At 73.0% G+C, this 24,924-nt stretch carries 24 protein-coding genes; 14 read left to right on the forward strand and 10 right to left on the reverse strand.

The annotated features are described in order from the left end of the window. The first annotated feature begins 221 nt into the window (after positions 1 to 221). Together O7620_RS22250 and mycP are read left to right on the forward strand one after the other, a co-directional pair. On the forward strand, positions 222 to 557 hold the full coding sequence (locus O7620_RS22250; protein ID WP_151488008.1) for a MarR family winged helix-turn-helix transcriptional regulator: 336 nt from the start codon (positions 222 to 224) through the stop codon (positions 555 to 557). Positions 558 to 607: 50 nt separating this feature from the next. Continuing rightward, complete coding sequence (gene mycP / locus O7620_RS22255; protein WP_278124897.1) at positions 608 to 1,849, forward strand: type VII secretion-associated serine protease mycosin; 1,242 nt, start codon at positions 608 to 610, stop codon at positions 1,847 to 1,849. A gap of 87 nt (positions 1,850 to 1,936) precedes the next feature. Here mycP and O7620_RS22260 read toward each other — a convergent pair whose 3' ends face one another. From O7620_RS22260 to eccCa, 3 genes are all read right to left on the reverse strand, one after another. Further along, positions 1,937 to 2,215: a WXG100 family type VII secretion target gene (locus tag O7620_RS22260; RefSeq protein WP_139583997.1), complete on the reverse strand. Its 279-nt coding sequence runs from the start codon at positions 2,213 to 2,215 to the stop codon at positions 1,937 to 1,939. Positions 2,216 to 2,240: 25 nt separating this feature from the next. Then, entirely contained in the window at positions 2,241 to 2,549 is a 309-nt protein-coding gene (locus O7620_RS22265) for a WXG100 family type VII secretion target (RefSeq protein WP_151488007.1), read from the reverse strand. A 205-nt stretch (positions 2,550 to 2,754) separates the two neighbouring features. Beyond that, the gene (eccCa, locus tag O7620_RS22270) at positions 2,755 to 6,720 is read right to left on the reverse strand and encodes a type VII secretion protein EccCa (RefSeq protein ID WP_278124899.1); all 3,966 of its coding nucleotides are present in this window, start codon (positions 6,718 to 6,720) and stop codon (positions 2,755 to 2,757) included. Between the two features lie 166 nt (positions 6,721 to 6,886). Between eccCa and eccD the strand changes: the two genes are divergently transcribed. Next, complete coding sequence (eccD, locus tag O7620_RS22275) at positions 6,887 to 8,284, forward strand: type VII secretion integral membrane protein EccD (RefSeq protein ID WP_278124902.1); 1,398 nt, start codon at positions 6,887 to 6,889, stop codon at positions 8,282 to 8,284. 23 nt (positions 8,285 to 8,307) lie between these two features. Here the strand turns inward: eccD and O7620_RS22280 are convergent, their stop codons facing one another. Beyond that, positions 8,308 to 9,495 carry a type VII secretion protein EccE gene (locus tag O7620_RS22280; RefSeq protein WP_151488004.1) on the reverse strand — a complete coding sequence of 396 codons (1,188 nt, stop codon included), beginning with the start codon at positions 9,493 to 9,495 and terminating at the stop codon, positions 8,308 to 8,310. Between the two features lie 161 nt (positions 9,496 to 9,656). On the opposite strand from O7620_RS22280, the gene eccB reads away from it, so the two are divergent. The 8 genes from eccB (at position 9,657) to O7620_RS22320 (ending at position 16,176) form a co-directional block, all read left to right on the forward strand. Further along, positions 9,657 to 11,171 (forward strand): type VII secretion protein EccB, encoded by a 1,515-nt coding sequence (gene eccB, locus O7620_RS22285; RefSeq protein WP_278124904.1) that lies wholly within the window; start codon positions 9,657 to 9,659, stop codon positions 11,169 to 11,171. A gap of 88 nt (positions 11,172 to 11,259) precedes the next feature. Next, the gene (locus tag O7620_RS22290) at positions 11,260 to 11,628 is read left to right on the forward strand and encodes a hypothetical protein (RefSeq protein ID WP_278124906.1); all 369 of its coding nucleotides are present in this window, start codon (positions 11,260 to 11,262) and stop codon (positions 11,626 to 11,628) included. Continuing rightward, the gene (locus O7620_RS22295) at positions 11,621 to 12,880 is read left to right on the forward strand and encodes a WXG100 family type VII secretion target (protein ID WP_278124908.1); all 1,260 of its coding nucleotides are present in this window, start codon (positions 11,621 to 11,623) and stop codon (positions 12,878 to 12,880) included. The genes O7620_RS22290 and O7620_RS22295 overlap by 8 nt, the downstream gene beginning before the upstream one ends. Before the next feature lie 166 nt (positions 12,881 to 13,046). Further along, positions 13,047 to 13,406: a hypothetical protein gene (locus O7620_RS22300; RefSeq protein WP_278124909.1), complete on the forward strand. Its 360-nt coding sequence runs from the start codon at positions 13,047 to 13,049 to the stop codon at positions 13,404 to 13,406. A 232-nt stretch (positions 13,407 to 13,638) separates the two neighbouring features. Beyond that, the gene (locus O7620_RS22305) at positions 13,639 to 14,433 is read left to right on the forward strand and encodes a hypothetical protein (protein ID WP_278124911.1); all 795 of its coding nucleotides are present in this window, start codon (positions 13,639 to 13,641) and stop codon (positions 14,431 to 14,433) included. A 37-nt stretch (positions 14,434 to 14,470) separates the two neighbouring features. Then, positions 14,471 to 14,812, forward strand: a complete 342-nt coding sequence (locus O7620_RS22310) for a YkvA family protein (RefSeq protein WP_151487998.1) — start codon at positions 14,471 to 14,473, stop codon at positions 14,810 to 14,812. Positions 14,813 to 14,843: 31 nt separating this feature from the next. Beyond that, entirely contained in the window at positions 14,844 to 15,251 is a 408-nt protein-coding gene (locus O7620_RS22315; protein WP_278124922.1) for a TIGR03618 family F420-dependent PPOX class oxidoreductase, read from the forward strand. A gap of 280 nt (positions 15,252 to 15,531) precedes the next feature. Further along, complete coding sequence (locus O7620_RS22320; protein ID WP_151487996.1) at positions 15,532 to 16,176, forward strand: C39 family peptidase; 645 nt, start codon at positions 15,532 to 15,534, stop codon at positions 16,174 to 16,176. A 10-nt stretch (positions 16,177 to 16,186) separates the two neighbouring features. Here the strand turns inward: O7620_RS22320 and O7620_RS22325 are convergent, their stop codons facing one another. Both O7620_RS22325 and O7620_RS22330 read right to left on the reverse strand, forming a co-directional pair. After that, positions 16,187 to 17,512, reverse strand: a complete 1,326-nt coding sequence (locus O7620_RS22325) for an FUSC family protein (protein WP_278124924.1) — start codon at positions 17,510 to 17,512, stop codon at positions 16,187 to 16,189. 87 nt (positions 17,513 to 17,599) lie between these two features. Further along, complete coding sequence (locus O7620_RS22330) at positions 17,600 to 18,175, reverse strand: M20/M25/M40 family metallo-hydrolase (protein ID WP_278124925.1); 576 nt, start codon at positions 18,173 to 18,175, stop codon at positions 17,600 to 17,602. Positions 18,176 to 18,384: 209 nt separating this feature from the next. Between O7620_RS22330 and O7620_RS22335 the strand changes: the two genes are divergently transcribed. Next, positions 18,385 to 18,990 (forward strand): hemerythrin domain-containing protein, encoded by a 606-nt coding sequence (locus tag O7620_RS22335; RefSeq protein ID WP_278124926.1) that lies wholly within the window; start codon positions 18,385 to 18,387, stop codon positions 18,988 to 18,990. Positions 18,991 to 19,056: 66 nt separating this feature from the next. On the opposite strand, the gene O7620_RS22340 is transcribed toward O7620_RS22335, so the two are convergent. Then, complete coding sequence (locus tag O7620_RS22340) at positions 19,057 to 19,239, reverse strand: antitoxin (protein WP_278124927.1); 183 nt, start codon at positions 19,237 to 19,239, stop codon at positions 19,057 to 19,059. Positions 19,240 to 19,505: 266 nt separating this feature from the next. Between O7620_RS22340 and O7620_RS22345 the strand changes: the two genes are divergently transcribed. Further along, positions 19,506 to 20,693 carry an AI-2E family transporter gene (locus O7620_RS22345; protein ID WP_151487992.1) on the forward strand — a complete coding sequence of 396 codons (1,188 nt, stop codon included), beginning with the start codon at positions 19,506 to 19,508 and terminating at the stop codon, positions 20,691 to 20,693. Here the strand turns inward: O7620_RS22345 and O7620_RS22350 are convergent. Then, positions 20,683 to 21,336: a dienelactone hydrolase family protein gene (locus tag O7620_RS22350; RefSeq protein WP_278124928.1), complete on the reverse strand. Its 654-nt coding sequence runs from the start codon at positions 21,334 to 21,336 to the stop codon at positions 20,683 to 20,685. The two genes, O7620_RS22345 and O7620_RS22350, sit on opposite strands and share 11 nt — an antisense overlap. Before the next feature lie 171 nt (positions 21,337 to 21,507). Between O7620_RS22350 and O7620_RS22355 the strand changes: the two genes are divergently transcribed. Continuing rightward, on the forward strand, positions 21,508 to 21,687 hold the full coding sequence (locus O7620_RS22355; protein ID WP_151487990.1) for a hypothetical protein: 180 nt from the start codon (positions 21,508 to 21,510) through the stop codon (positions 21,685 to 21,687). A gap of 45 nt (positions 21,688 to 21,732) precedes the next feature. Here O7620_RS22355 and O7620_RS22360 read toward each other — a convergent pair whose 3' ends face one another. Next, positions 21,733 to 24,105 (reverse strand): glycoside hydrolase family 65 protein, encoded by a 2,373-nt coding sequence (locus O7620_RS22360; RefSeq protein WP_278124929.1) that lies wholly within the window; start codon positions 24,103 to 24,105, stop codon positions 21,733 to 21,735. After that, positions 24,102 to 24,887 carry an HAD-IA family hydrolase gene (locus tag O7620_RS22365; protein WP_151487988.1) on the reverse strand — a complete coding sequence of 262 codons (786 nt, stop codon included), beginning with the start codon at positions 24,885 to 24,887 and terminating at the stop codon, positions 24,102 to 24,104. The genes O7620_RS22360 and O7620_RS22365 overlap by 4 nt, the downstream gene beginning before the upstream one ends. Positions 24,888 to 24,924: the final 37 nt, after the last annotated feature.

Below are 24,924 nucleotides of genomic sequence, written 5' to 3' on the forward strand. Positions count from 1 at the left end.
GCTCCTCGTCCATGCGTATGACCTGGTCAACCGGGCTCTTCAGGCGGGCCTGCGGTGAGCGCCGGCTCGGGGCTACACCGTCACACGCACCGGAAGAGGCGTCAAGATATGCGTGATTTAGATTTCATGCATTGACCCGGCGGTCAGTCGTCGGACACCCCCCGAGAGTGGGGCGGGGAAGCCCTTGAGGCAGGCTTGGCACCTGGAGAGGTGATCCAACCATGGCACGGACTGTGACGGGCGACACCGGCGGCGGGCGGAACTGGACGTTCCTCACCAACCACGGGCACGTTCTGCTGGCCATCGCCCGCGACCCCACCGCACGGCTACGCGACGTCGCGGCGGAGGTCGGCGTGACCGAACGGGCCGCGCAGGCGATCGTCGCGGACCTGGAGGCGGAGGGCTACCTGCGGCGCACCCGGGTCGGGCGGCGCAACGAGTACACCCTCAACCCGTCCGGCCGGTTCCGGCACCCCGCCGAGGCCGACCGGCAGGTCGGCGACCTGCTCGCGCTCTTCACCGAGGCACCCCCCGTGGACACCACCCGCCCCTCCTGACCGCGACCGCCGGGCCGCTGCCCGGCGCACCACAGCGGTAATCTCTGCGGGTGCGCGAAAGCCTGCCGATGAGCGCGACCGAGCCGCCCCGCCGTGCCCGGCGGGCCACCCGCCGCGTCCTCAGTGGAGCGTTGGCGACCCTGCTCGGCACCGCCCTGGTGGCACCCGCCCCGGCGGTCGCGGCACCGCCCACCTGTGGCCCTGCCGGCGAGTCGGGCCTGACCGAGATGCCGTGGGGGCTGCGCCGACTGGAGCCGTCCTCGGCCTGGCCGTTGTCCCGTGGCGCCGGCGTGACGGTCGCCGTCATCGATTCCGGGGTTTCCGCCATCCACCCGGTGCTCAAGGGCCAGGTGCTCGACGGTCGCGACTTCAACGACCTCCCGGCCAACCAGGGGCAGTGCGACCTGGTCGGGCACGGCACGATGATCGCCGGCATCATCGCCGGGAAGGAAGGCACCGGCGTCCCGTTCAGCGGCATCGCCCCGGCCGCGCGCATCCTGCCGATCCGGGTCCTGCCCGATCTCAAGAGCACCAACGACGAGGCGCTGCCCGGGCAGGTCGCCGCCGCCATCGACTGGGCCGTCGACCAGGGCGCAGACGTGATCAACATGTCGCTGACGACACTGCCCCGCCCCGAGCTGGCGCAGGCCGTCGAACGGGCGCTGACCAAGCGGGTGATCCTGGTCGCCGCCGCCGGCAACCGGCAGGAGAACCAGCAGGACCGGCCGGGCTACCCGGCCGCCTATCCCGGCGTGATCGCCGTCGGCGGCGTGGACGAGCAGGGTAGCCACGTCGGCACGTCGGTCAGCGGCTCCTACGTGGACATCGCCGCGCCGGGGTTGAACATCGTCGGACCGGCCCCCGGAGGGTCCGGCTACCGCGCCGAGCCCAACGGCGGCACCAGCTACGCCGCCGCGTACGTGTCGGGGACGGCCGCGCTGGTCCGGGCCGCCTACCCCAACCTCGACCCACAGCAGGTCGCCGACCGGCTGGAACGGACCGCCGACAACCCGCCCGACGGGCACAACGCGGACATCGGCTACGGCGTGGTCAGCCCGTACCGGGCGGTGTCGAGTGTGCTCGGCACCCGCACGGACCCACCCGCCGGGGCACTGCCGGCACCCACCCCGGAGGCCGACCCGCTGAGCTGGCAACGCACCGCCGCGCTCTGGGCCGCGGCGGTCGGCGCTCTGCTCGTCGTGCTGCTGCTGGTCGCGCGACCGGTGCTGGCCCGAGGCCGTCGGCGCGGCTGGCGCCCGGGCCGGCGTACGGACACACCCGTCACCGACTGAGCTGGCTCCTGGGCCGCCACGGGCTGGACAACGCACTGCGGCCCCGACCCAGGTCGAACCCGGACCGGAGCCGCAGCGGAGATTGCCTCAGCTCCACACCTTGGAGTTGCTCATCTCGGTGGAGACGTAGTTTTCCCGGGCGATGCCGACGGCACCACCGATCTCGTTGAGAATCCGGTTGATGTCCCGGACGGCCGTGTCCCACTTCGCCTGGTGCTGCTCGTAGGCGACCCGGTCCTCGCCGTCCCAGTGCAGCTTGGACAGCATCGACCGCAGCGTGTCGAGCTTCTCGTCGATGGTCTTCGAGATGGCCTGCATCTGCTGGTTGCTGCTCTCGAGGACCGCGTAGTCAACCTTGATCGTCACGACTTCCTCCTCTGCTGACTGCGGATCACGGGTTGAGAGCAGAGTGGAACTTGTCCAGCATCTGCTGCTGCTCTTCGTCGTTGACCTGGTGCGTCGTACCCGACTTGTCGAGCAGGTCGGCGATGCTGTCCATCGCCGTCAGCAGCTTGACGGTGTCCTCGTTCCAGCGCGACATCAACGACTGGAAGCCCGTGGACGCCTGACCCTTCCACGCCATGGCCAGGTCGTCGACCACGTTCCACAGCTTCTTCAGCTCGCCGTCGACCTCGCTGCGCGTGGACCGCACGTCACTCGCGGCGGTATGCAGAGTCGCAGCTTCGACCTCGAACGCCATGCTTCACACCCTTCCGTCATGTTGTGGTGGCGGCTTCGCCGCACCCCTCCCCCGCGGCAAGGCAGCGACACCCCACCGACGGACACTCCAGTGAAGACCGTAGCCGACCCGGTCCAGCCGGCGCAGCCCTGACCGGCCACGTTCGATGGATAGTGGTGAATCGGGAATGCGACCCAACGATCGGCGCCCGTGCACGTCGACCCCGTCAGGACGGCTCGGACCAGGCGGTCTGGATCAGTTGCTGGCCGTCGCGGCGACGCACGAGGGTGCCCCGACCCGGCGGCTGCGGGCTCGGCCGCAACGTGCCGAAGACGGCACCCTCCTCCCGGTTGCCGGACATCAGCAGGCCCGGCGAGTCCAGTTCCCGTAGCCGTTGCAGCACCGGTTCGTAGAGCGCCCGGGACACGCCACCGACCCGCCGCGTGACGACCAGGTGCAGGCCGATGTCCCGAGCCTGCGGCAGCAACTCCAGCAGGGCGCTGAGTGGGTTGCTGCCGCCGGAGGCCACCAGGTCGTAGTCGTCCACCAGGATGTACAGGTCCGGACCCTTCCACCAACTGCGGTCGCGCAGCTGGGCCGTGGTCACGTCCGGGCCGGGCAGCCGGTTGGACAACGCGCTGCGGATCGAGCCGAGCCCCTGGGCGAACGCCTGGTTGGACGGTGCATAGTCCAGCAGGTGGTCGCCCTCCACCGCACCCAGCAGGCCGCGCCGGTAGTCGGCGATCACCAGCCGGGCCTGCGCCGGCGTGTACCGCTCGGTGATGCCTCGGGCGATCAACCGCAGCAGGTTCGTCTTGCCGCACTCGGCGTCGCCGAAGACCGTCAGATGCGGCTCGTTGACCAGGTCCAGGTAGACCGGCGCGAGCGCCGACTCGTTGACGCCGATCGGCAGACCGGGCACCGACCGGTCGATGATCCGGGCCAGCTCGGCCACCGGAAGTCGACGCGGCAGCAGCCGCACCTTCGGCGCCGGACGACCCGGCCAGTTCGTCGCCACGTGCCCGGCCAGGGCGATCGACGCCTCGGTCAGGTCCTCGATGTCGCGGCGGCCGTCGATCCGGGAGATGGCGGTGAGAAAGTGCAGCTTGTCCCGGGTCAGACCACGGCCGGGTGCCTTCTCCGGCACGTTCATCGCCGAGCGGCGGTCGATCTCCGACTCGGACGCGTCACCCAGCCGCAGCTCAAGCTTGGTGCCGAGCAGATCCCGCATGTTGATCCGGATCTCCGCCCAGCGCACCGCCGTGAGCACCACGTGCACGCCGAAACCGAGACCCCGGTTGGCGAGCGTCGTGATGGTCTGCTCCAGCTCCTCGTACTCCTGGCGCAGCGTGTTCCAGCCGTCCACCACCAGGAACACGTCACCGAACGGGTCGTCGGCGAACTCGCCGGCGGCCCGCCGACGGCGGTAGCTGGCCACCGAGTCGATGCCGTGCTGGGCGAAGCGCGCCTCCCGGTCGTCCAGCACCGCGACAACCTCGGCCACCGTGCGGCGCACCGCCTCGACGTCCCGCCGGCCGGCCACCCCGGCCATGTGCGGCAGCCGCTCCAGGCTGCGCAACGCGCCACCGCCGAAGTCCAGGCAGAAGAACTGCACCTCACGCGGCGTGTGGGTGAGCGCCAGCGACGCCAGCAGCGTACGGAGCATGGTGCTCTTGCCGCTCATCGAACGGCCCACGATGACCACGTTGCCGCCCGCGCCGGCCAGCTCGACCATCATCGGGTCACGGCGCTGCTCGTACGGGCGGTCGACCACGCCGACCGGCACGGTGAGGCGGCCCCGGCCCGGCCACGACGCGGTGCACAGGCCGTACGTCGGGTCCACGGCCAGCTGGCCGAGCAGTTCACCCAGGCCCGGCGGGTCGGCCAGCGGCGGCAACCAGACCTGGTGCGCCGGACGGCCACGGCCCTTGAGCTGGTCGATCAACACGTCGAGCATCGCCACGGCCTTGCCGTCCGCCGGCTGCTCCGGCTCCGGTGCGGTGTCCACCGGCATCTGCGGGGCCTGCGCCGGAATGAAGTCGAGCCCGTACGGCACGATCCGGCGTTGCACCAGCGCCTGCGACGCCGACGCCTGCTGCCCCGGCGCCCGGTACGCCCCCGACACGTACGCGGCCCGGAACCGCAGCATCGTGCTGGTGTCCGTCTTCAGGTAGCCGTGCCCGGGCGCGTTCGGCAGCTCGTACGCGTCCGGCACGCCGAGCACGATCCGGCTCTCCACCGCCGAGAAGGTCCGCAGACCGATCCGGTACGACAGGTGGGTGTCCAGGCCGCGCAGCTTGCCCTCTTCGAGGCGCTGGCTGGCCAGCAGCAGGTGCACGCCGAGCGAACGGCCCAGCCGGCCGATCATGACGAAGAGGTCGATGAAGTCGGGTTTGGCGGCGAGCAGCTCGCTGAACTCGTCACAGATGATCAGGAGGCTGGGCATCGGCGCCAGCGGTTCGCCGGCCGAGCGGGCCTTCTCGTACTCGAAGCGGGAGACGTAGTTGCCGGCGGCCCGCAGCAGCTCCTGCCGGCGCACCATCTCGCCGGCGAGCGCGTCCCGCATGCGGTCCACCAGCGGCAGCTCGTCGGCCAGGTTGGTGATCACCGCGCTGGTGTGCGGCAGCGCCTCCAACGAGGCGAACGTCGCGCCACCCTTGAAGTCCACCAGGACGAAGTTCAGTTCCTCCGACGAGTGGGTGACCGCCAGCGCGGCCACCACCGTACGGAGCAGCTCGCTCTTGCCGGAACCGGTCGCGCCGATCACCAGACCGTGCGGGCCCATGCCCTCGTGCGCGGACTCCTTGAAATCCAGCTCGACCACGTTGCCGTCCGGGCCGACGCCGAGCGGGATGCGCAGCCGGTCCCGGTGCCCGCGTGGCCGCCAGGTCTGCCGGACGTCGACCGTGGCGGCGTCACCCACGCCGAGCAGGTCGGGCAGCTCCATGCTGCGGGCCAGCGGCTCCTCGTTGCTGGTCTGCTGCTGGGAGAGCCGGTAGGGGGCGATCTGCCGGGCCAGCCCCTCGGCGGCCTCGGCGGTGAGCCGGTCCGGGCGGCCCAGCGGCGACGACGAGCTGCCCCGGACCAACTCCAGGGTGCTTCCGTCGCCCACGTCGAGGCACAGCAGCCAGCGGCCGGCGTCGCGCGGGACGGTGCCGGACAGGTCGATCATCGTGGCGCCCAGCAGACCCGGGCCCAGCAGCTGGCCGGTCGGCGACACCTCGCCGCCGTCGATCACCACGACCAGGTGCGGCGCGGTGGTCAGCGGCTTGGCCTCCGGCGCGAAGCGGGGTCGCCCGGCCAGCTCACCGGCGAGGGACTCCTCCGCGTCGGCGAGGCTCGCGAACACCAGTCGACGCGCGCCCGCCGCGTCGGTGCGTCCACTGTGGTGCGCATGCGGCAGCCACTTCACCCAGTTCCAGGCGGACTGCCGGTCCGGTGCGGCCACCACCGCGATCACCAGGTCGTCCGGGGCGTGGAAGGTCGCCAGCTGACCCAGCGCGGCCCGGGCCAGGTCGAGCACCGGCTCCCGGTCGCCACGTAGCACCACCCGGCTGAACGCGCGCACCGACAGCGCGGTCGGCAGGTCGGGCACGCTCGAGTGGGCGCGGACGAACCGGCGCAGCGCGATCGCGCTCATCGGCTCCAGGTCCTCGACCGGCTTGGTCTCCGGCGGAACGATCTCCACCGCCAGTCGCTGCGGGCCGAGCGCGATCCGGGTCTCGCCGAAGTCGTCCTCGGTGATCCGCCGCTCCCACAGCCGCCGGGACGCGGCGATCGACCAGAGCGCGTCCGGCTCCGGATGCCGCCACGCCATCGCCGCACGCTGCTGCTCGGCCGCGCGCCGGGTGCGCTTGCGCATCTGGGCCAGGTAGCGCATGTAGTCGCGGCGGTCGGCGTTCAGCTCGGCCTTGTCCTTGCCGCCGTTGTTGGCCAGCGAACCGATCGCCATCCCGAGCATGGAGACGCCGAACAGACCACCGGCGACGTACGTCATCATGCCGCCGCCCTTGCCGGCGTAGAGGAATGCCATCGCGCCGACCCCGCAGAACATCGGCAGGATCATGAGCAGCTGCCCCATCCCGCGGGGCGTCGGCTCCGGCAGCTCCGGAGGGGACTCCAGCAGCACCTCACCGCGCGGCAAGGCTGGCCCCGGCTGACGCGGGAGCCGGCGGAACACCACCGTGCTCACGGCTGTCTCCTCCCCAGAAGCGGCCTTGACGACATGCCGTCGCGGACCGAAGTCTGCGGGCGGGCATCGTACGTGCACGCCATCGTAGGTAATCTCCCGTGGGCGCGGTGGACCCGCATCGCGGCACCGCGGCCAGCCGATCGTAGACGGACACCTGGAGGCCACTGTGGCGACGAAGACGGCGACCGGTGGTCTGAGCCGGATCACCATCGTGGCTCCGCGTACCCGAATGGATCTGGCCCTGCCGTCGGACGTGCCGTTGGCGGACCTGCTCCCCACCCTGCTGCGCTACGCCGGAGAGGATCTCGCCGACGAGGGGGTGCGGCACGGCGGTTGGGCACTGTCCCGGTTGGGCGGTGCGCCGCTGGACGGCGGGCGTACGGCGGTGCAGCTCGGCGTCCGCGACGGTGAGGTGCTCTACTTCAATCCCCGCTCGGCGGCGGCCCCGGAGATCGTCTTCGACGACGTGGTGGACGCGGTGGCCACCGCCACCAACCAGCGACCCGGTGCCTGGCAGGTCGGCGAGAGCCGGTCCTTCGCGGTGCTGTTCGCCGCGGCGGCGCTGGGTGCCGGCGCGCTGGCCGCGCTCTTCGCCGGCCCACCGCACCTGCCCGGCGCGGTGGCGGCTCTGCTGGTGGCGGTGGCGCTGCTGGTCGGCGCGGCGGTGCTGTCCCGGGCCGCCGGTGACAGCCGGACCGGCGCGGTGCTGGCCATGGTCGGCCTGGTGCACGCGGGCACCGGGGGTCTGCTGCTGCTGGCCGGCGACCGGCCGTTGACCGACCTGGCAAGCCCGCACGTCCTGCTCGCGGCGACCGCCGTGGTGGTCGGCGGGGCGGTGGCGGTGCTGGCGGTCGGTGACCGGTACCCGCTGTTCTTCGCCTCGATCGGCGTGGGCGCGGCCACCGGCCTGGGCGCACTCCTCTGCCTGGCCTTTGGCATCGACGCCGCGGCCGCGGCGGCGGTGGTCGCGGCGGTCGCGTTCGGCGCGGTGCCGGCGCTGCCGATGGTGGCCTACCGGCTGGCCCGACTGCCGGTGCCGTCGATCCCGACCGGCCCGGAGGACCTGAAGACCGACAACGAGTCGGTCGACGGCCGGCAGGTGCTCCAGCAGAGTGAGCGCGCCGACGAGTTCCTGACCGGTCTGCTGTGGACCGTGTCGATGCTGGTCCTCGGCGCGGAGCTGGTGCTCGCCCTGGACGGCCGGCTGCCGGCGGTCCTGCTGTGCCTGGTGCTGGGGCTGCTCTCGCTGCTGCGTGCCCGTCCGCTGCTGGGCCGGGCGCAGCGCGTCCCGGTGCTGCTCGCCGGCACGGTGGGGCTGGGCCTCGCCGCCGCGGCGGCCTTCGCCGACGGGTCGCTGCCGGTCCGGCTCGGCCTGGTCCTCGGTGGGCTGCTGCTGGCCGCCGTGATCAGCCTGGTCTACGGGCTGACCGTCGCCGGCAAGCGCATCTCACCGGTCTGGGGCCGGCTGCTCGACATCGTCGAGATCCTGCTGATCATCTCGCTGGTGCCGCTCGCCGTCTGGGTCTGCGGGCTGTACGGCTGGATCGTCAACCTGCGGCCCTGACCGCCGAAGCACGGACCAGCCGGTCAGCGCGCCGGCGGGCGGGTGGAGACGCCCAGCATCGATCCGACCGGCGCGCTCGCGTACACACCGGGGCCGTGCTGCCCGTCCACCGGCCGGGCCGACGCACCGGCCCGGCCGGCCACCTCCCGGACCACCTTGACCAGCGCCTCCACGTGGTTGTCCATGGCCGCGACCCGCAGCAGCGGCGCCGCCATCCGCCCGTCCGCGGACACCGACACGGCCACCGTGTGCGACGGCGCAGAGGTGGCGGTGACCGCGTCCACGAGCGGACCGAGCGGTGCGTCCGGACGGCCGCGCAGGGCCATGCAGCGGTGCGTCCAGCCGCCGCCGCGCAGCCCCTGCCAGGTCTCCGTCGGTGGCTCCGGCACGAGGTCCAGCCCGGCGGCCGAGACCACCGCCGAGCGCAGCTCGTCGCGACCCAGCGGACGGTGGGACAGCCCGGCCGCGGTCAGCGCCTTGCCGAGCCGGCCGATGCCGGCGGCCAACGTCCGGTGTACGCCAGCCAGTCCGCCTCCCCGGCTCACCGCCTCCACACGGGCGTCGCGCACGGTGAGCCGCAGCGCCACCCAGACCGTCCGGTGCGCCGCTGGCGCCGCGCCGGGCGCCGGATACCAGACCAGGGTGTGTGCGACGACCTGGGTGCCGGACACCGGCGCGGCGAAGTCCGCGAGCACCGCCAGCGCTCGGTCTACGGTGGACGCCTCGACCGAGCCGACCGCCGTGCCGGTGCCGGACTGCAACGCGATCGCCGCGAACCAGCCGTTGTCGTCCTGCCCGATCCCGAGCCGGGTGCCCCGGTCAGTCAGCTCGATGACGCTCAACTCGGGGGCGAGCGCGGCGAGGCGTGGGTCCGCGGCGCTGCCGTCGGCCAGCGCCGCCGTCGCGCGTTCGCGGCGTCGCCGCAGTCGACGGCGCAGCAGCAGGTCCTCAAACCACCAGCGGCCGGCCCGGCGGGCGAACGCGGCCAGGACGACCAGTGCCGCCACGGTGCCCACCGCGGCGAGCAGCCAACTCGGGCCGGTGGTCGAGGCCCAGACCGCGACCGCGCACAGCTCCAGCAGAACGAGCTGCCCCACGAGCACCGGGCCGACCCGGCCGCGACCGGGACGGTCGGCCGGTGGCGTCGCTCGTGCCGGGACGTCGGACGGGCTCGTGGCTGCTCGGGCGGGTCGCGCCTGAACCTGCGTCATGGCTGACTGTCCCTCCTGCACGGTACGGCTCTGCGCCGGGTCGGTCCGGTGCCGGCCACGGGCGGTGGTCCCGAAGACCCGCCGTCGGCCCCTTATCGTAGGGAAGCCCGCGACGGCACCCCGAGGAGATCGTCGCGGATCCATCCCGCCGGAGGTAAGTCATGCGGACCCGCCGCGATCAGGTGCAGGCGTACCGCTTCGTCACCCGCCGCATCGTCTCCGCACTGCTGTCGGGCGATCCGGAGACCACCAACCTGCCGATGAGACGGCTCGGCATGGCGGTCTTCGGCAGTGTCATCGCCGCCGCGATCGTGCTCGGCGGGGTGGGCGCCTACGGTCAGTTGACCGGTAACACCGCGCCGTTGGAAGACAAGACGCTGGTCATCGAACGGGAGACCGGCGCGACGTACGTGTTCGTGGGCGGGCAGCTGTATCCGGCCCTCAACTACACGTCGGCGCGGCTCATCCTGAACGTGCCGGACCCGACGGTGCGGACGATGTCCCAGGCGTCGCTGCGGGACCGCCCTCGCGGTCGTACGCTCGGCATCGTCGGCGCCCCGGACGCGTTGCCGGACCGCACGTCGCTGACCGGGCTGCCCTGGTCGGTCTGCGACGTGCCGGACCCGGCCGATCCGCAGCGCTCCACCACCCGGGTCGTGATCGACCGGGCGTTGCCCGGTGGGGCGCCGCTGGGCGACCGGGCGGTGCTGGTCACCGTGGACGGTGAGCGGTACCTGCTCACCGGTGACAACCGGCTCCAGGTGCTCGGTGGCGAGCAGACGATCGCGGCGCTGAAGATGCCCAACGCCACCCAGCTGCGGGTCGGGCAGCAACTGCTCAACGCGGTCCCGGCCGGGCCGGCACTGCGCAGGCCGACACTGTCCGGCGACGGTGAGCGGAGCGGGCTGATCGTGGGCGACCGGCCGGCCACCATCGGCCAGGTGTTCCAGGCGGCCGGCCGGTACTACGTGCTGGCTCGCGAAGGGCTCGTCTCGGTCACCGAGATCACCGCCCTGTTGATGATCAGCGGTGGCGGTCAGATTACCGACATCACCCCGAACCAGGCCGGTCAGCTGCTGGTCGACCAGCGGGTGGAGGAGGAGGGGCTGCCGGAGACGCTGCCGAGCCTGTACCCGGCCCGGTCCGGGCAGACCACGCTGTGCGCGACGTACCGGGCGGGCACCGGTGGCGGTCCGCCGACCACCACCCTGGAGGTCTTCGACCGGGCACCGGCGGAGCTGACCGCGACCGATCCGGGGCCGGTGCCGGTGCGCCAGACCGCCCGGGACGCGGTGCGTACCGCCGAGGCGGTGCTGCTGCCCGGTGGGAAGGGTGTGCTCGCGCAGGCCGCGCCCGGGGCCGGGACCAGCGGTTCCGGCGCCGCCGGGTCGACGATCTATCTGATCAGTCCGCAGGGCGTCCGGTACCCGCTCGCGTCGGTCGAGACGCTGGCCGTGCTCGGCTACGCCGGGGCCACACCCCTCGCGGTGCCCGGGACTCTGCTCGCGCTGATCCCGACCGGGCCCACTCTGGACCCGGAGGACGCGGCGGCCTTCTTCGCGCCGGAGGGTGCCGCGCCGACCGCGACCGCCCCGACCGCGACGACCGGCGCCACGCCCCCGGCCGGAGGAGCAGGCGGTGCGGTCCCGGCGGTATCGACAGGCACCGACGGCTGAACGGCTCACACGGGTCGCCCGCGATCGCGGTGGTGAACTAACCTGGATGCGCTGACGGTTGTCAACCAGATCGACGGGGAGGGTTGCCATGACCGGGCGCACGGAAGTCGACCTGCTGTCCCTTGAGGACTTCCACAAGAACCTGTCGGCCCGGCTGAGCCAGGCCGAGTCGGTGTTGCGCAAGCTCAACACCGAGATGCAGTGCACCCCGCCGGCGTTGGGGTCGTTCACCGACGCCACCGACAACGCGCGCCGTTACAACACGGTCCACCAGTCCTACGTCGAGCAGGCCGAGCGGCTCCGACAGGCCGTGCTGGCGGCCCAGCAGGCCACCAGCACGATCCTGGCCAACTACCGGACGGCGGAGGCGCGCAACAGGGCCAACGCCACCGACATCACCGCCGCGTTGACCGGGGTCCAGCAGGCGTTGGAGCCGAAGGGGGACGGGCGTGTCTGAGTACACCCAGCGCTACCAGGGCCACAGCCACCAGGAGTTGTACGACGCCGTGATGGCCGGCAAGCCGGAGCAGATCGAGGGCGTAGCCGCCCAGTGGGCTTCGCTCAAGGGCATCCTGGACGGCCTCGGCCGGGAGCTGAGCGGTGACCTGGACAAGCTCGGCAACACCTGGACGGGTTCGGCGGGCCGCGAGTTCCAGCGACGGCTGGGGCTGATCGTCGTGCACTCCGACGCGCTCGGCGAGGGGATGGCCGGCGTCAAGCAGGGGCTCACGATGATGGCCGGCCAGTTGCGCACCGCGCACAAGCAGGCGGAAAACCCGGAAGAGACCGACGACAACGACCAGATGATCAACGGCGCCCTCTCCGGCAGCGCCTTCGGCCTGCCCGGCGCCGTGATCGGCGGCATGCTCGGTCACCAGCAGGACAAGGAAGAGCAGCAGAAGGCCCACCAGCGGATGGTGACCCTGGTGGCCGAGCTGGCCGCCGGTTACGACCTGTCCGCGTACGACCGGGTGGTCGATCCGCCTCCGCCTCCGCCGGACACGCCGGAGACGACCACCAACGACCGGACGACGCCGCGCGGCGGCCCGCACACCGCACCGCCCACCGCCGCGCCCACCATCAGTGGCCACACCACGCACACCGGTGACGCGACCATCGGAACGCCCGACCGGGCCGGTGAGCCGCCGGTGGTCGGCGTCGGTGACGACTCGGTGCCCGACCAGGACACCGGCGCCACGCCGGGCGTGCTCATCGTCTCGGACGACACCGTGGGCGGCGGCACCAGCCTCGCCGGCGCGGATCCGCTGGTCGGCGGTGCCCTGCTGGCCGGCGGTGCCGCCGGCCTGGCCGGTCTGTCCGGGCCCGCCACCATGCCCGCCAGTGCCGGCGGCCCGGGTCTGCTCTTCGGTGCGCAGGGCGGGGCTCCGGCCGGCGGGGTGCTGCGCACCTCGTCACTCGCCAGCTCGGGCAGCACGCCCACCACGTCGGCCCGGCCGGCCAGCGCGCCAGCCCCGGCCGACAACCGCTCCGGCAGCGGCATCGGGCGCAGCATGGACGGCCGGCGCGCGGAGGCCGGGAACGCCCGCCCGGGCTCCGTCCGCGCGGCGACCCGTCCCGGGCTGCTCGGCGGCCGTGGCCACTCCGACGATGACGAGTCCGACGAGCGGCTGACCTGGCTGACCGAGGACGAGATGGTGTGGCGGGAGGGTGAGTCCGGCCCACCCCCGGTGCTCGGCACCGACAGGTAAGGCACACACCCCGGCAGCACGTTCCGGTGGCCCCGTCCCCTGGACGGGGCCACCGCCGTTTTCGGGTGCCGGCGGCGATCGTCCACAGTGCCGCGGTGGTGGTGGTCACGCCGCAAAGCGCTCTCATCGAGCTGCGCCACGCCGGGGCGGGCGATAGGTTGGTCGGGTGTCGTCCGCAGCGTCCGTCCGCCCCGCCCGGTGGGCCGTGCTGCGGTCCCTGCGGGAGCTGACCCGGCTGGCGGTCACCGCGCTGGTGCTCGCGGTCGGCCTCGGCGGCGCCCTCGCCGCGACGGCACCCCCCGCCCCGGCGCAGCCGCGGCCGAGCGCCGTGACCAGCCAGGTGGACACCCTCCGACCGGACGTCGCTGGCACGGTCGAGCAGGCGAGCCGCCCGGTCACCTCCCCGCCGACCGGCACGGTCGACCGCCGTGCGGCGACCGCTCCGGTCACCGTGGGCCCCGAGCACGCACCGGCCGTCGATCCCGGCCGAGGTGTCCCGTCCCGACGCGGTCCGCCGAGCCACTGACCTCGGCCGACCATCGGCCCGCGGCCGCTCCTGCGGCCCGGCCCAGGTCACCCGTCGGGGCCTCCCGGCCCCCCACACCCGCCGGACGGCACCGAACGGTGACCAACCCGCCGGGCTCCGGCCAGCGGTGACCCGACCCCGAGGCGTGGCCGACCGGCCATCCGGCCCCTGTCGTCGAGATCGCCTCCCTGCCATCCGTGGATACCCGCCATTCGACCGCGAGGTGCTGATCATGCAGACCGTCCTCTCCGCTCTTCTGCCCGACGTTCCCCGAGCCGCCGCCATCTGGCTGAGCCTGCTCGGGGTCGTCGTGGTCGCGGTCGCCGCCCTGCTGCTGCGGCCCGGCCGACTCCGCATCGACCCGGGGGCCCGGATCCGCCGTGCGGCCATGCCCAGCCACCTCGAACAGGCTCACCAGGAGCGCGAGCAGAGCCGCTACGCGCAGGAGGTCACGGTGGCCGCCGAGCGGGCCACCACCACCGCCCAGCGCCGCCGGGCGGAGTGGGTCGCCGCGCAGGATGAGGTCGAGGCCGCCTGGCAGGCCTGCGAGGCCGCCGAGGCGGCCGTCCGGCGTCTCGGCACGGCGGCGGCGATGCCGCTGCCGCACACCGCCCGCACCCCCGCCGAGTACGCGGACCGCGAGCGCTACCTGCACCGGGCCGCGCTGGACGCGTACTGGCGGCGGGAGCTGTCGGTGGAACAGCTCAGTGACGTGTTCGCGCACCGTGCCGGCTGGGACCCGCGGCTGCACCCGGTGGAGCAGGAGCTGGTGTTGCAGCGGGCGATCCGTGACAACCTGGCCGCTCGACACGCCGCTGCCCGCGAGCGGGAACAGGCCGCGTGGCGGGCGGCGGAACTGGCGGTCGCGGCGGCTCGTAGCCTTCGCGAGGAGGCCCACGAGGCGAGCGGTCGACGGGTGGCGGAGTCGGCCTCGGTGCTGCCGCTGAGCGAGGTCGGCCGGTCGGTCGAGCAGACCCGGGAGAACCAGGTGGTCGCTCGGGGTCGCGCGGCGGTGCCGGCGTACTGATCCGCCGTCGACGGCCGTAGTGGGTTAGCGTGACGGCATGTCCCGAGAGGCGTGGGTCCTCGTGGTGATCGCCGGCATCCTGGCGATCGCCACACTGGTCGGTGCGGTGCTGCTCGCGGTGCGGGTGGTACGGACCCGGCGGCTGCTGACCGGGCTCGGCGCGGGTGGCAAGGTCGCCTTCTACGGGGCACTGATCTACACGATCTTCCCGATCGACGTGCTCCCCGACCCGATCTATCTGGACGACATGGGCGTCCTGGCCGGCGCGCTGATCTATCTCACCCGACTGGTGCACCAGCGGCGGGCGGCGGGGCGCCAACTGCCGGGGCAGCCGGACTCTCCGTCGGACCCGGATCGGGCGCGCCGCCGCGTGCCATGATCGAGGTCGGTTCGGTGGACGGGGGACGGGCATGGCGGGCGATCATCGGCTGGACGTACGCGACCCTCGCGTGGCGGCCTTCTGCGCGGAACGGCATCTCGCGACGCTGACCACCCTGCGCGCCGACGGCACTCCGCACGTGGTGCCGGTCGGGGTCACTCTCGACCCGGAGGCCGGGCTGGCTCGGGTGATCACCTCGGGCACCTCCCGCAAGGCCCGGCAGGTGGCCGCCGCCGGTGCGGCCGGCACCCCGGTGGCCGTCTGTCACGTCGATGGGCGCCGCTGGTTGACCGTCGAGGGCCGGGCGGTGCTCCGCTCGGATCAGCCCGCCGTGGCGGAGGCGGAGCGCCGCTACGCGGAGCGGTACCGGACGCCGCGCCCCAACCCGGAGCGGGTGGTCATCGAGATCACCGTGACCGGGCTGCTCGGCAGTCTCTGACGCCCTGGGCCGACCGCACCCCGCTGTCCGACAATCGGCCGCTTGTCCGTTTCCGTGCGCACTGACTCGCGTGCCGGTGGTCACGTTTCGGCCCTCGTCTCCTCCGGGCACCCGCGGTCCTGCGGAATCCCCCACCGCCAGCAGCCGTTACACCTGGTCGCGACGCCCGTAGCGGCAGCCCAGATCGGCTGCGGGCGTCACCGGCCGATGAGCCGAGCGCCATTCCCGGTGCGCTGCCTCCGCCAGTCGGAGGCGCCAACCCCCGAACGGAGACTCGACCATGAATCCGATCATGCAGAAGAGCGGTCTGTCCGTCGTCGGCCTGCTGGTCGCCGGCGGATGCGCCCTCGGCCCCGCCGTCGCCGCGCAGGCCGCCCCCGCGCAGGCCACCCCGGCCTCGTCGAGCCAGACCGCCAAGGGCGGCGAGCGGATCCTCGGCATCGACTACCAGGCCCAGCCGAACTTCTACTACTGCGGTCCGGCAGCCACTCGGATCGCGTTGTCCGCCCAGGGCAAGGCGGTCTCCCAGGACGAGGTGGCCAAGCTGCTCGGCACCACCGAGGCCGGCACCCCCTCAGCCCTGGACACCACGCGGGTGCTCAACGAGCTGACCGGCGGCAGGTACCGCACCACCGAGATCCGGGACGCGGTGGCCCGCCCCGACCAGGTCGAGAAGCTGCGCCAGGACGTCCTGGCCGCGGTCGACGCCGGCCGGCCGGTGGTGGCCAACATCAAGGGCACGACCGTCGACACCGACGGCAACCCGCACTCGTACGAGGGCGGCCACTATCTGACGCTCGTGGGCTACCGCGACGGCGGTGACACGATCCGGGTCGCCGACCCGGCCGACCCGGCGCTGGGCGAGTACTGGATGAGCCTGCCGAAGGTCGCCAACTGGATCGCCGAGCGCGGCTACTCCTCCTGATCCTGACGGCTCACCGGGCCGGCCTCTCCCTGCGGGGGAGGCCGGCCCGGCCGTCGTCGCGCCGCCGGGCGGCGAGGTGCGCACGCCGGCGGGCGCGGGCGGCCCGGGTGGGCCGGGCACGGTGCAGGTGTCGCCGCAGCGGCGGATGGACGGCGGCCTCGCCGGCACCTGCCGCTTTTCGCACGATCCGGTTGGCATCGTCCGGTTCGCAGCCGGCGGCCCGCAGCAGGTCGCTGGAGGCGGTACGCAAGCCGGTGACGAGCGCGTCGCCGAAGGACTTCACCCCGGTCGCGGCGGCCCGCCCGGCCAGGTCGGCGCATTCCTCGACCAACTTCCGGGTGCACAGCGGGTAGTCGCCCATCCGGCACTCCCTCCGCATCTCCGCCACCGCCTGACCCAACCGGGCGATCGCGTCCGGCAGCTCCGGCGGGATCGGCTCGTCGTACTGCAGGGCGGTCGTCGACCAGCGGGCCATGGCACGGCTGTCCAGCAGCAGCCGTTCCAGATTCGACGCACTGCGGGCGTACTCGTGGAACTGCTGGCGGCGGTGCCAGCGCGCTGGCGCGATCGTCACCACCTCCTCGGCCCCGCTCAGCGAGTCGTGCAGTCGCCCCAGGTCCTCCTCGGTGCCGCGCAGCCGTTCCAGGACCCGCATCGACCGGTCGCCGTTGCGCTGCCGCAGCGCCTGCGCCAGCTCCTCAAGTTGCTCGCTGAGGACCGCGAAGATCGGCGTCGCCGCCCGGTCCAGCACCCGCATGGGGTTGATCGGCAGCAGCAGCGCGACCACCAGGAGGCCGACCGCCCCACCGACGAGCGCGTCGAAGATCCGGGGCAACTCCAGACCCCGCCCCGTCGGGGCCAGCGTGGCGATCAGGACTGCGGTACCGCCGGCCTGACCGACCAGCGGGCCGCCCTTCCCGGCCACCAGCAGGGCGGTGGCGATGGCCAGGGCGACGACCACTCCGGTCTGCCACGGCCCCGAACCGAGGACGAAGCGCAGCGTGTCGCCGATGACGATGCCCAGTCCGACGCCGCCCAGCAGTTCGAAGGTGCGCCGGGCCCGTTGCCCGATGGCGGTGGCGATCGTGGCGACGGCGGCGGCGGGAGCGAAGACGTGCGATCCCGGGCCGAGCAGGTTCTTCGCGATCAGCGCGGCGATCGCGGCGGCCAACCCGGCCTGGAGCGAGATGACCAGGGTGACCTCCCACTGCCGGGCCCGGACCCGACGAGCCTGCCCGCTGCGGTGGCGCACCCGTTCGGCCACCTGACCGCTCCGCTCGGCGGCCTCGTCGAGGCGCGACCGCACAGGGCCGGCTGGTCGGCGGTCGTCGGTCATGGCGGCGGTTACCCCGGCGGCGGCCCGGCAATCGTGCCCGTACGCCCCGCCGACCCCATCCGCACCACCGGCAACCGGGCGTCGGCGTCAGCCGCCGTTGTCCCCGCTGACCTGGTCGATCAGGCCGGCGAGCAGGGCGGTGCGGGGTACGACGGAGTCCAGGTCCAGCCACTCCGACGGGCTGTGGTCCGCGCCGCCGACCGGACCGAGCCCGTCCAGCACCGCCGCACCCGCCTCGGCCAGCAGGTTCGCATCGGCACAACCACCCGTGGCGGTGTGGGACACCGGTACGCCCAGCCCCGCCCCCACCTTCGCCGCCAACTCGGTGAGCCGGCGGTCGGCCGGGCGCGGCTCCCAGGGCGGGGTGGGCGCGTGCACGGACACCTCGGCCCGGACCCCCGACACGGTCGGCAGAGCCACCAGCCGCCGGATCTCGGCCAGCGCGGCCTCGTACTCGCCGGTGCGCCATGCGCAAAGGTCGACCAGCATCCGGGCGCGGTCGGCGACCACGTTCGGCCGATCCCCGGCGTGCAGGTGCCCGACGTTGACGGTCACTCCGGGCCAGCGGCCGTTGAGGGCGTCCAGTGCGACCGTCAGTCGGGCCGCGGCGAGCAGCGCGTTGGCGCCGCGACCAGCGGGACGCTCAGCGCCACCGCCGTGCACGCGCCGAGCCCGAGGGCCAGCAGGCGGTTCAAGGGCATGACTGCTCCTCACTGGAAACCGTGAGGGCGGGCCGAGACGAAGCGTATGGCAGCCGTACCTGCGCGGACAACGCCCGGCGGCGGATCCATCGGCGACCGTAGGTTTGTGCGACCGGTGCCGGGTACCAGGGGCCACACACCCACCGATCCGCAACCGGTAAGGGGCCGAACATGAGCAGTCCAGAGACCACCGACGACGAGGACGTCGTCGACATCCTCGTCGCTGACCACCGTGCAGTCGAGGTCCTTTTCCTCGAACTGGAGACCCGGCAGGGCACCCCGGAGTACCGCCGCCAACTCGTCGACGTGGTGATCGCCGAACTCGTCCGTCACGCGGAGGCCGAGGAGGCGTACGTCTACCCGACCGCCCGCCAGGTACTGCCCGACGGGGACCAGATCGCCGAGCACGAGATCGTCGAGCACGCCGACGCCGAGAGGACCATGAAGGAGCTGGAGTCGATCGACCCGTCCGACCCCCGCTTCGACGAGTTGCTCGCCCACCTGACCAGCACCATCCGGCACCACGTGCGGGACGAGGAGAACGAGTTGTTCCCCCGGCTGCGTGCCGCCACGGCCGGGGAGGAGTTGGTCGAGCTGGCCGCGAAGGTGACCGCGTTCAAGCAGATCGCACCGACCCGACCACACCCGGGCGCACCGGACCACCCGCCGGCGAACAAGCTGCTCGCCCCGGGCACCGGGATGATCGACCGGCTGCGCGACGCACTGAGCGACCGGCCGACCACGATGGGCGAGCTGCGCGAGCAGCAGCAGCGCTGACCATCGTCCGGTCCGGACCGCACTCCCGGGCCGCCGAACCCTCGGCGGCCCGGGACGTCGGTTACGTCAGCGGACCTGATCGCCCTCACCGGTGCGCGCCTGGGCCTGGTCGACGCCCTTGTCGATCTGGTCGTCGTACTTGCCGCCGGTGCGCTTGTCGGCCATGTCGCCGGCCTTGTCCAGCCCTTGGTCGACCTGCTTGTCGTGCTTGTCCGCGACGTCCTTGGCCTTGTCCATGAAGTCACCCACGATGTGCCCCCTCCGGTCGATCGCTTCCCGGTCGCGTACTGGGCCGTCAGCGTTCCCTGGGCCTGGCGGCGCAAACACCGACGGTCCGGGCGTGGACCGTGAACACCCGACCGGAGCGCCCGCAGCGGCGTACGATCCGCGCGGGCGGCGCGAACCGGCCCATCCGGACTGTCCTGAATACACACGCCACGCCGCCGACCAGCCCCAGCGGGTGTCGGCGCACGGCCGGCCGGGTACCGACCTCGCCGAGATCGAGGAGGGCCGACATGGCGGCAGACGAACCCGGTGCGGACACCGCGCCGACCACCGGCAGCACACCGACACGAGGCAGCACGGTGACGACGGGCAGCACGACGACGACGGACGGCAGCCCGGTGACGGACGGCACCGGCCCGCGCCAGGCGTGGACGGCGCTGCCCTGGCTGGTCCGCACGGCGGTGCTGTGGAGCGCCTGCCTGGTGGTGATCGTCGCCGGGCTCTACCTGCTGGGCAAGATCGCCGTACTGCTGGCGCCACTGGCGATCGCGCTGGCCGCCACCATCTTCCTCACCGCGCTGCTCGACCCGGTGCTGCTCCTGTTGCGCCGACTGCGCCTGCCGGCGGCGCTGGCCGCGCTGCTGACCGTGCTGCTGCTGCTCGGCATCCTGGTCGGGCTCGGCGCGCTGGTGTGGAACCTGACCGCCAGCCAGTTCGACCAGCTCAGCCAGGAGCTGACCCAGGGGCTGGATCGCAGTCGGGACTTCGTCACGTCCACGCTGCCGGTCAGCGACGCCCAACTGGACAAGCTGGTCGAGCAGGCCCGCCAGGGGCTCAGTGGCAGCTCACCGGACCCGGTGGCGGGCGCCCGGACCGCCAGTGAGGTGGTCGGCTCCGCGCTGCTCGCCCTTGTGCTGCTGTTCTTCCTGCTCAAGGACGGCCGATCGATGTGGCACTGGATGCTGTCCCGGGTGGCCGATCCGACCCGGCCGGTGATGACCGAGGCCGGCCGGGCCGGCTGGCAGACGCTGGGCGCGTACAGCCGGGGAACGATGCTCATCGCGGCCATCGACGCGATCGGCATCGGTCTGGCCCTGGTGCTGCTCCGGGTGCCGCTCGCCCTGCCGCTGGCGCTGATCACCTTCCTCGGCGGCTTCGTGCCGATCATCGGGGCGACCGTGGCAGGTGCGGTGGCGGTGCTGGTGGCGCTGGCCGCCAACGGTCCGACCACCGCGCTGCTCACCCTCGCCGCGGTCATCGCCGTGCAGCAGATCGAGGGCAACCTGCTGGAGCCGTTGGTCATGAAGCGGCAGGTCCGGCTGCATCCTGCGGTGATCCTGGTGGCGGTCACCGCCGGCACGCTGATCGCGGGCATCGCCGGCGCGTTCGTCAGCGTCCCGATCACCGCCGTCGTCTGGCGCGTCATCGACACCGTCCAACGACGCCGGTCCGCCGCGAGCGGTCTGATCACCGGCTGAGGTGGGTGGTGAACCAGGCGCCGGCGAACTCGGCGACCCGGTCGAGGGTGCCGGGCTCCTCGAAGAGGTGGGTGGCACCGGGGACGACCCGCAGCTCACCGACGTCGCCCAGCTCGGCCGACGCTTGCTCGTTCAGCGCGAGCACCTCCTCGTCCAGGCCGCCGACCAGCAGCAGCGTCGGCGTACGCACCTGGGTCAGCGCGGCGCCGGCGAGGTCTGGCCGGCCGCCCCGGCTGACCACGGCACCCACCCGGTCGGCGCGGGACGACGCCGCGACCAGGGCGGCGGCGGCACCCGTGCTGGCGCCGAACAGGCCGATGGGTACGTCACCAGCGGGCCGCTCGACCGCCAGCCAGTCGACGATGCCGGCGAGCCGGTTCGCCAACAGCCCGATGTCGAAGCGCAGCTCGGCGGTGCGCGCGTCCACCTCGTCCTCCGCCGGGCTCAGCAGATCCACCAGCACCGTGCCGAGCCCACGGTCGTTCAGCGTCCCGGCCACCTCCACGTTGCGCGGGCTGTGCCGGGAACTACCGCTGCCGTGCGCGAACAGCACCACGCCGACCGGTTGGGCGGGCACCGTCAGGTCGGCGGGGAGTTCAACGTCCCCCACCGGAATCGTCACCGTGCTGCGCCGCACGTCCATGCCCCCACCTCCGCGTGGTCGCCTGCGGTCCGGGTACCCGGCCCGCCGCACGGCACGCACGCGGCCGGCGGCACCGTACGGCCGCGTTTGTGCGTCGGGGCGTCGGGTACGCGACGAGCGACCGCAGACCGTGTCGGCGCAACCGCGCCCCGACGGATCGCGAGGATCGCCATGGCCAAGCAGCAGATATCCCGGCAGCAGCAGATGACCGAACGGGACCGGCGGGAACAGGACGCCGAGCGCAATCAGGACTTCGGGGACCAGGCCGCCTCGGCCCGCCTGCCCGACGACCCCAAGGCGATGGCGCCCCGGGACGCGATCGGGCGCCCGTCCACCGGCGAGCCCATCTGACCCAGCGGTGCGACGGCCGGGGCGGGATCCTTCCCGCCCCGGCCGTTACTGCTGGTGCTCGGGCAGCCGCAGCAGCGGCGACCGGCCCGGCGGTTGCTCCGGCCGCGGTGCGGACGGCTCGGCGGGCGGCACCGGCACGGTCACCGGCTCGTCGCAGGTGACCCGCAGATCCTGGTCGTGGTGACGCAGCTCGATCACGTCGTCCGGCCCACCGTGCCGCAGCGAGTACGTCGTCTGGTGTGGCCGGACGTCCACCCGCAGCGCCAGGCCACGCCACTGGAGCGAGAACTCCAGCCGACTCAGGCGACTGGACAGCCGGGGCGCGAACGACAGCCGGCCGTCGTGGTCGCGCAGGCCACCGAGGCCGCCGACCAGGGCGATCCATGCGCCGGCCAGCGAGGCCATGTGCACGCCGTCGCGGGTGTTCTCGTTGAGGTCGTGCAGGTCCATCAGCGCGGCCTCGCGCAGATAGATGTGCGCCAGTTCGGGATGGCCCACCTCGGCGGCGAGCACGGACTGAGTGCAGGCCGACAGCGACGAGTCCCGCACGGTGCGCCGCTCGTAGTAGAGGAAGTTGCGGACCTTCTCCTCGGGGGTGAACGCGTCCCCCCGCCAGTGCATGGCCAGCACCAGGTCGGCCTGCTTGACCACCTGCTTGCGGTACAGGTCGAAGTACGGGTAGTGCAGCAGCAGCGGGTACTTCTCCGCCGGTGTGTGCGCGAAGTCCCACTCCTCGAGCCGGGTGAACCCCTCCACCTGCTGGTGGACGCCGATCTCGTCGTCGTAGGGGACGTGCATGGAGCTGGCCGCGTCCCGCCAGCTCGCCGCCTCCTCGTCGGTGACCCCGAGGTGGGCGGCGTCGTCCCGGTAGCGCATGACCACGTCGGCGGCGGAGAGCAGGTTCCGCTGCGCCATCAGGTTGGTGTAGACGTTGTCGTTCTTCACGGCGGTGTACTCGTCCGGGCCGGTCACCCCGTCGATGTGGAACTGCCCGTGCCGGTCGTGGTGCCCGAGCGAACGCCACAACCGGGCGGTCTCGACCAGCAGCTCCAGCCCGATCTCCCGCTCCAGTGCGGTGTCCCCGGTGACCAGGACGTACCGGCGCAGCGCGTCGGCGATGTCGGCGGCGATGTGGAAGGCCGCCGTGCCGGCCGGCCAGTAGCCGGAGGACTCCGGACCCCCGATGGTCCGCCAGGGGAAGGCGGCGCCTTTCAGGTTCAGCGTCTCGGCCCGCTCCCGGGCGCTGTCCAGCGTGCTGTGCCGCCAGTGCAACGCGTTGCGCACCGCGCTCGGCTGGGTGTACGTGAGCACCGGCAGGACGAACATCTCGGTGTCCCAGAAGGCGTGCCCGTCGTACCCGGGGCCGGTGAGCCCCTTCGCCGAGATGGGCCGCCGCTCGGCGCGGGAGCCGGCCTGGAGCACGTGGAAGAGACCGAACCGGACGGCCTGCTGCACCTCCGGATCACCCTCGACCCGTACGTCGGCCGCGTCCCAGAACTCGTCGAGGTAGCCGCGCTGCTCCCGGCAGAGCCCCTCCCAACCGTCCAGCTTGGCCGCGGCCAGCGCCGCGCCGACCTGGTCGCGCAGGGCGGGCAGCGACCGTCGGCTCGACCAGCCGTACGTCAGGTACTTGACCACCCGCAGCTTCTCGCCGGGTTTGAGGACGCAGCCGACCGTGGTGCGGACCCAGTCCTGGTACCCCTCGGACTCGATGGTGGTGTGCTCGGGGCCGTGCACCTCGTGTTCCATCGCGGCGGCGACCCGCAGCCCGGACACCTTGGTGCGGTGGATCAGCTGCCCGCCGTCCGGGGTGGTCAGCTCCTCCTCGGCCTGCAACGGGGATTCCAGGACGGCCGCGACCCGGGGGTCCTTGCTCTGCGCCGGCAGCGACTCGTTGGCCACCAACTCGGACTGCACGATCAGCCGCAGCGGGCCGTCGACCGCCTCCACCTCGTAACTGATGGCGGCGACCGAGCGCTGCGTGAACGACACCAGCCGGGTGCTGCGGACCTTGACCTCCCGGCCGGCCGGTGACCGCCAGTGCAGCTCGCGGTGCAGGGTGCCGGCCCGCATGTCGAGGATCCGCTCGTGGGCGATCAGCTCGCCGTAGCGCACGTCGAGGGGTTCGTCGTCGACGAGCAGCCTGATCAGCTTGCCGTTGGTGACGTTGACGATGGTCTGCCCGGACTCGGGGAAGCCGTAGCCGGCCTCCGCGTACGGCAGGGGGCGCAGCTCGTAGAACGAGTTGAGGTAGGTGCCGGGCAGGCCGTGCGGCTCGCCCTCGTCGAGGTTGCCGCGCAGCCCCACGTGCCCGTTGGAGAGCGCGAAGACCGACTCGGACTGGGCCAGCACGTCCATGTCTAGCCGGGTCTCCCGGACGTGCCACGGTTCGACGGGGTAGGCCCGTTCCCGGATCACGCGGTGCCCCGCTGTCCGGCCGGGCGTGGCGCCGGTGGGTCGGCGGCGTCGAGCAGGTCGGCGAGGTCCGTGACCACGATGTCGGCACCGTGGGCGAGCAGTTCGTCGGCCTGGCCGACCCGGTCGACGCCCACCACGTAACCGAAGCCGCCGGCCCGACCGGCGGCCACGCCGGACAGCGCGTCCTCGAAGACGGCGGCCCGCGTCGGGTCGACACCGAGCAGCCTGGCCCCGGCCAGGAAGCTGTCGGGTTGCGGTTTGCCGCGCAGCCCCTGAGCCCGGGCCACCAGCCCGTCGACCCGCGCTTCGAGCAGTGGCTCCAGCCCGGCGGCGGCGACCACCTCACGCCCGTTGGCGCTCGCGGTCACCACGGCTCGGCGCAGCCCGGCGGCGGCCGCCGCCTGCAGGTAGCGCACCGAACCCGGGTAGACGTCCACACCGGAGCTGCGCAGCCGGTCCAGCAGCAGGACGTTCTTGCGGTTGCCCACACCGTTGACCGTGTCGGCGGTCGGCGGGTCGTCGGGACTGCCCTCGGGCAGCACGATCCCGCGGGAGGCGAGGAACGCTCGGACGCCGTCGGCCCGGGGCCGGCCGTCGACGTAGCGGTTGTAGTCCGGGCCGGGGTCGAACGGCTGGAAGGGCTCGCCGGTGGCGGAGGCGCGCTGCCGCAGGAACTCGTCGAAGGTCTGCGTCCAAGCGGCGTTGTGCACCAGGGCGGTCTGCGTCAGCACACCGTCCAGATCGAAGAGACAGGCGGTCACATGAGCAGGTAGGCCCAGCACGGTACGAATCTAACCACCCGGCCGGTTCCGCAAACCC

The organism is Micromonospora sp. WMMD710, assembly GCF_029626045.1.
GTDB lineage: Bacteria > Actinomycetota > Actinomycetes > Mycobacteriales > Micromonosporaceae > Micromonospora.

Bases quoted from the DNA above. Each gene is read 5' to 3' on its own strand.
- O7620_RS22280 (WP_151488004.1), bottom strand. From the start codon at position 9,495: ATGACGCAGGTTCAGGCGCGACCCGCCCGAGCAGCCACGAGCCCGTCC.
- O7620_RS22305 (WP_278124911.1), top strand. From the start codon at position 13,639: ATGCAGACCGTCCTCTCCGCTCTTCTGCCCGACGTTCCCCGAGCCGCC.
- O7620_RS22265 (WP_151488007.1), bottom strand. From the start codon at position 2,549: ATGGCGTTCGAGGTCGAAGCTGCGACTCTGCATACCGCCGCGAGTGAC.
- O7620_RS22350 (WP_278124928.1), bottom strand. From the start codon at position 21,336: ATGGACGTGCGGCGCAGCACGGTGACGATTCCGGTGGGGGACGTTGAA.
- O7620_RS22355 (WP_151487990.1), top strand. From the start codon at position 21,508: ATGGCCAAGCAGCAGATATCCCGGCAGCAGCAGATGACCGAACGGGAC.
- O7620_RS22310 (WP_151487998.1), top strand. From the start codon at position 14,471: ATGTCCCGAGAGGCGTGGGTCCTCGTGGTGATCGCCGGCATCCTGGCG.
- O7620_RS22325 (WP_278124924.1), bottom strand. From the start codon at position 17,512: ATGACCGACGACCGCCGACCAGCCGGCCCTGTGCGGTCGCGCCTCGAC.
- O7620_RS22320 (WP_151487996.1), top strand. From the start codon at position 15,532: ATGAATCCGATCATGCAGAAGAGCGGTCTGTCCGTCGTCGGCCTGCTG.
- O7620_RS22250 (WP_151488008.1), top strand. From the start codon at position 222: ATGGCACGGACTGTGACGGGCGACACCGGCGGCGGGCGGAACTGGACG.
- O7620_RS22335 (WP_278124926.1), top strand. From the start codon at position 18,385: ATGAGCAGTCCAGAGACCACCGACGACGAGGACGTCGTCGACATCCTC.
- O7620_RS22345 (WP_151487992.1), top strand. From the start codon at position 19,506: ATGGCGGCAGACGAACCCGGTGCGGACACCGCGCCGACCACCGGCAGC.
- O7620_RS22290 (WP_278124906.1), top strand. From the start codon at position 11,260: ATGACCGGGCGCACGGAAGTCGACCTGCTGTCCCTTGAGGACTTCCAC.
- O7620_RS22315 (WP_278124922.1), top strand. From the start codon at position 14,844: ATGGCGGGCGATCATCGGCTGGACGTACGCGACCCTCGCGTGGCGGCC.
- eccB (WP_278124904.1), top strand. From the start codon at position 9,657: ATGCGGACCCGCCGCGATCAGGTGCAGGCGTACCGCTTCGTCACCCGC.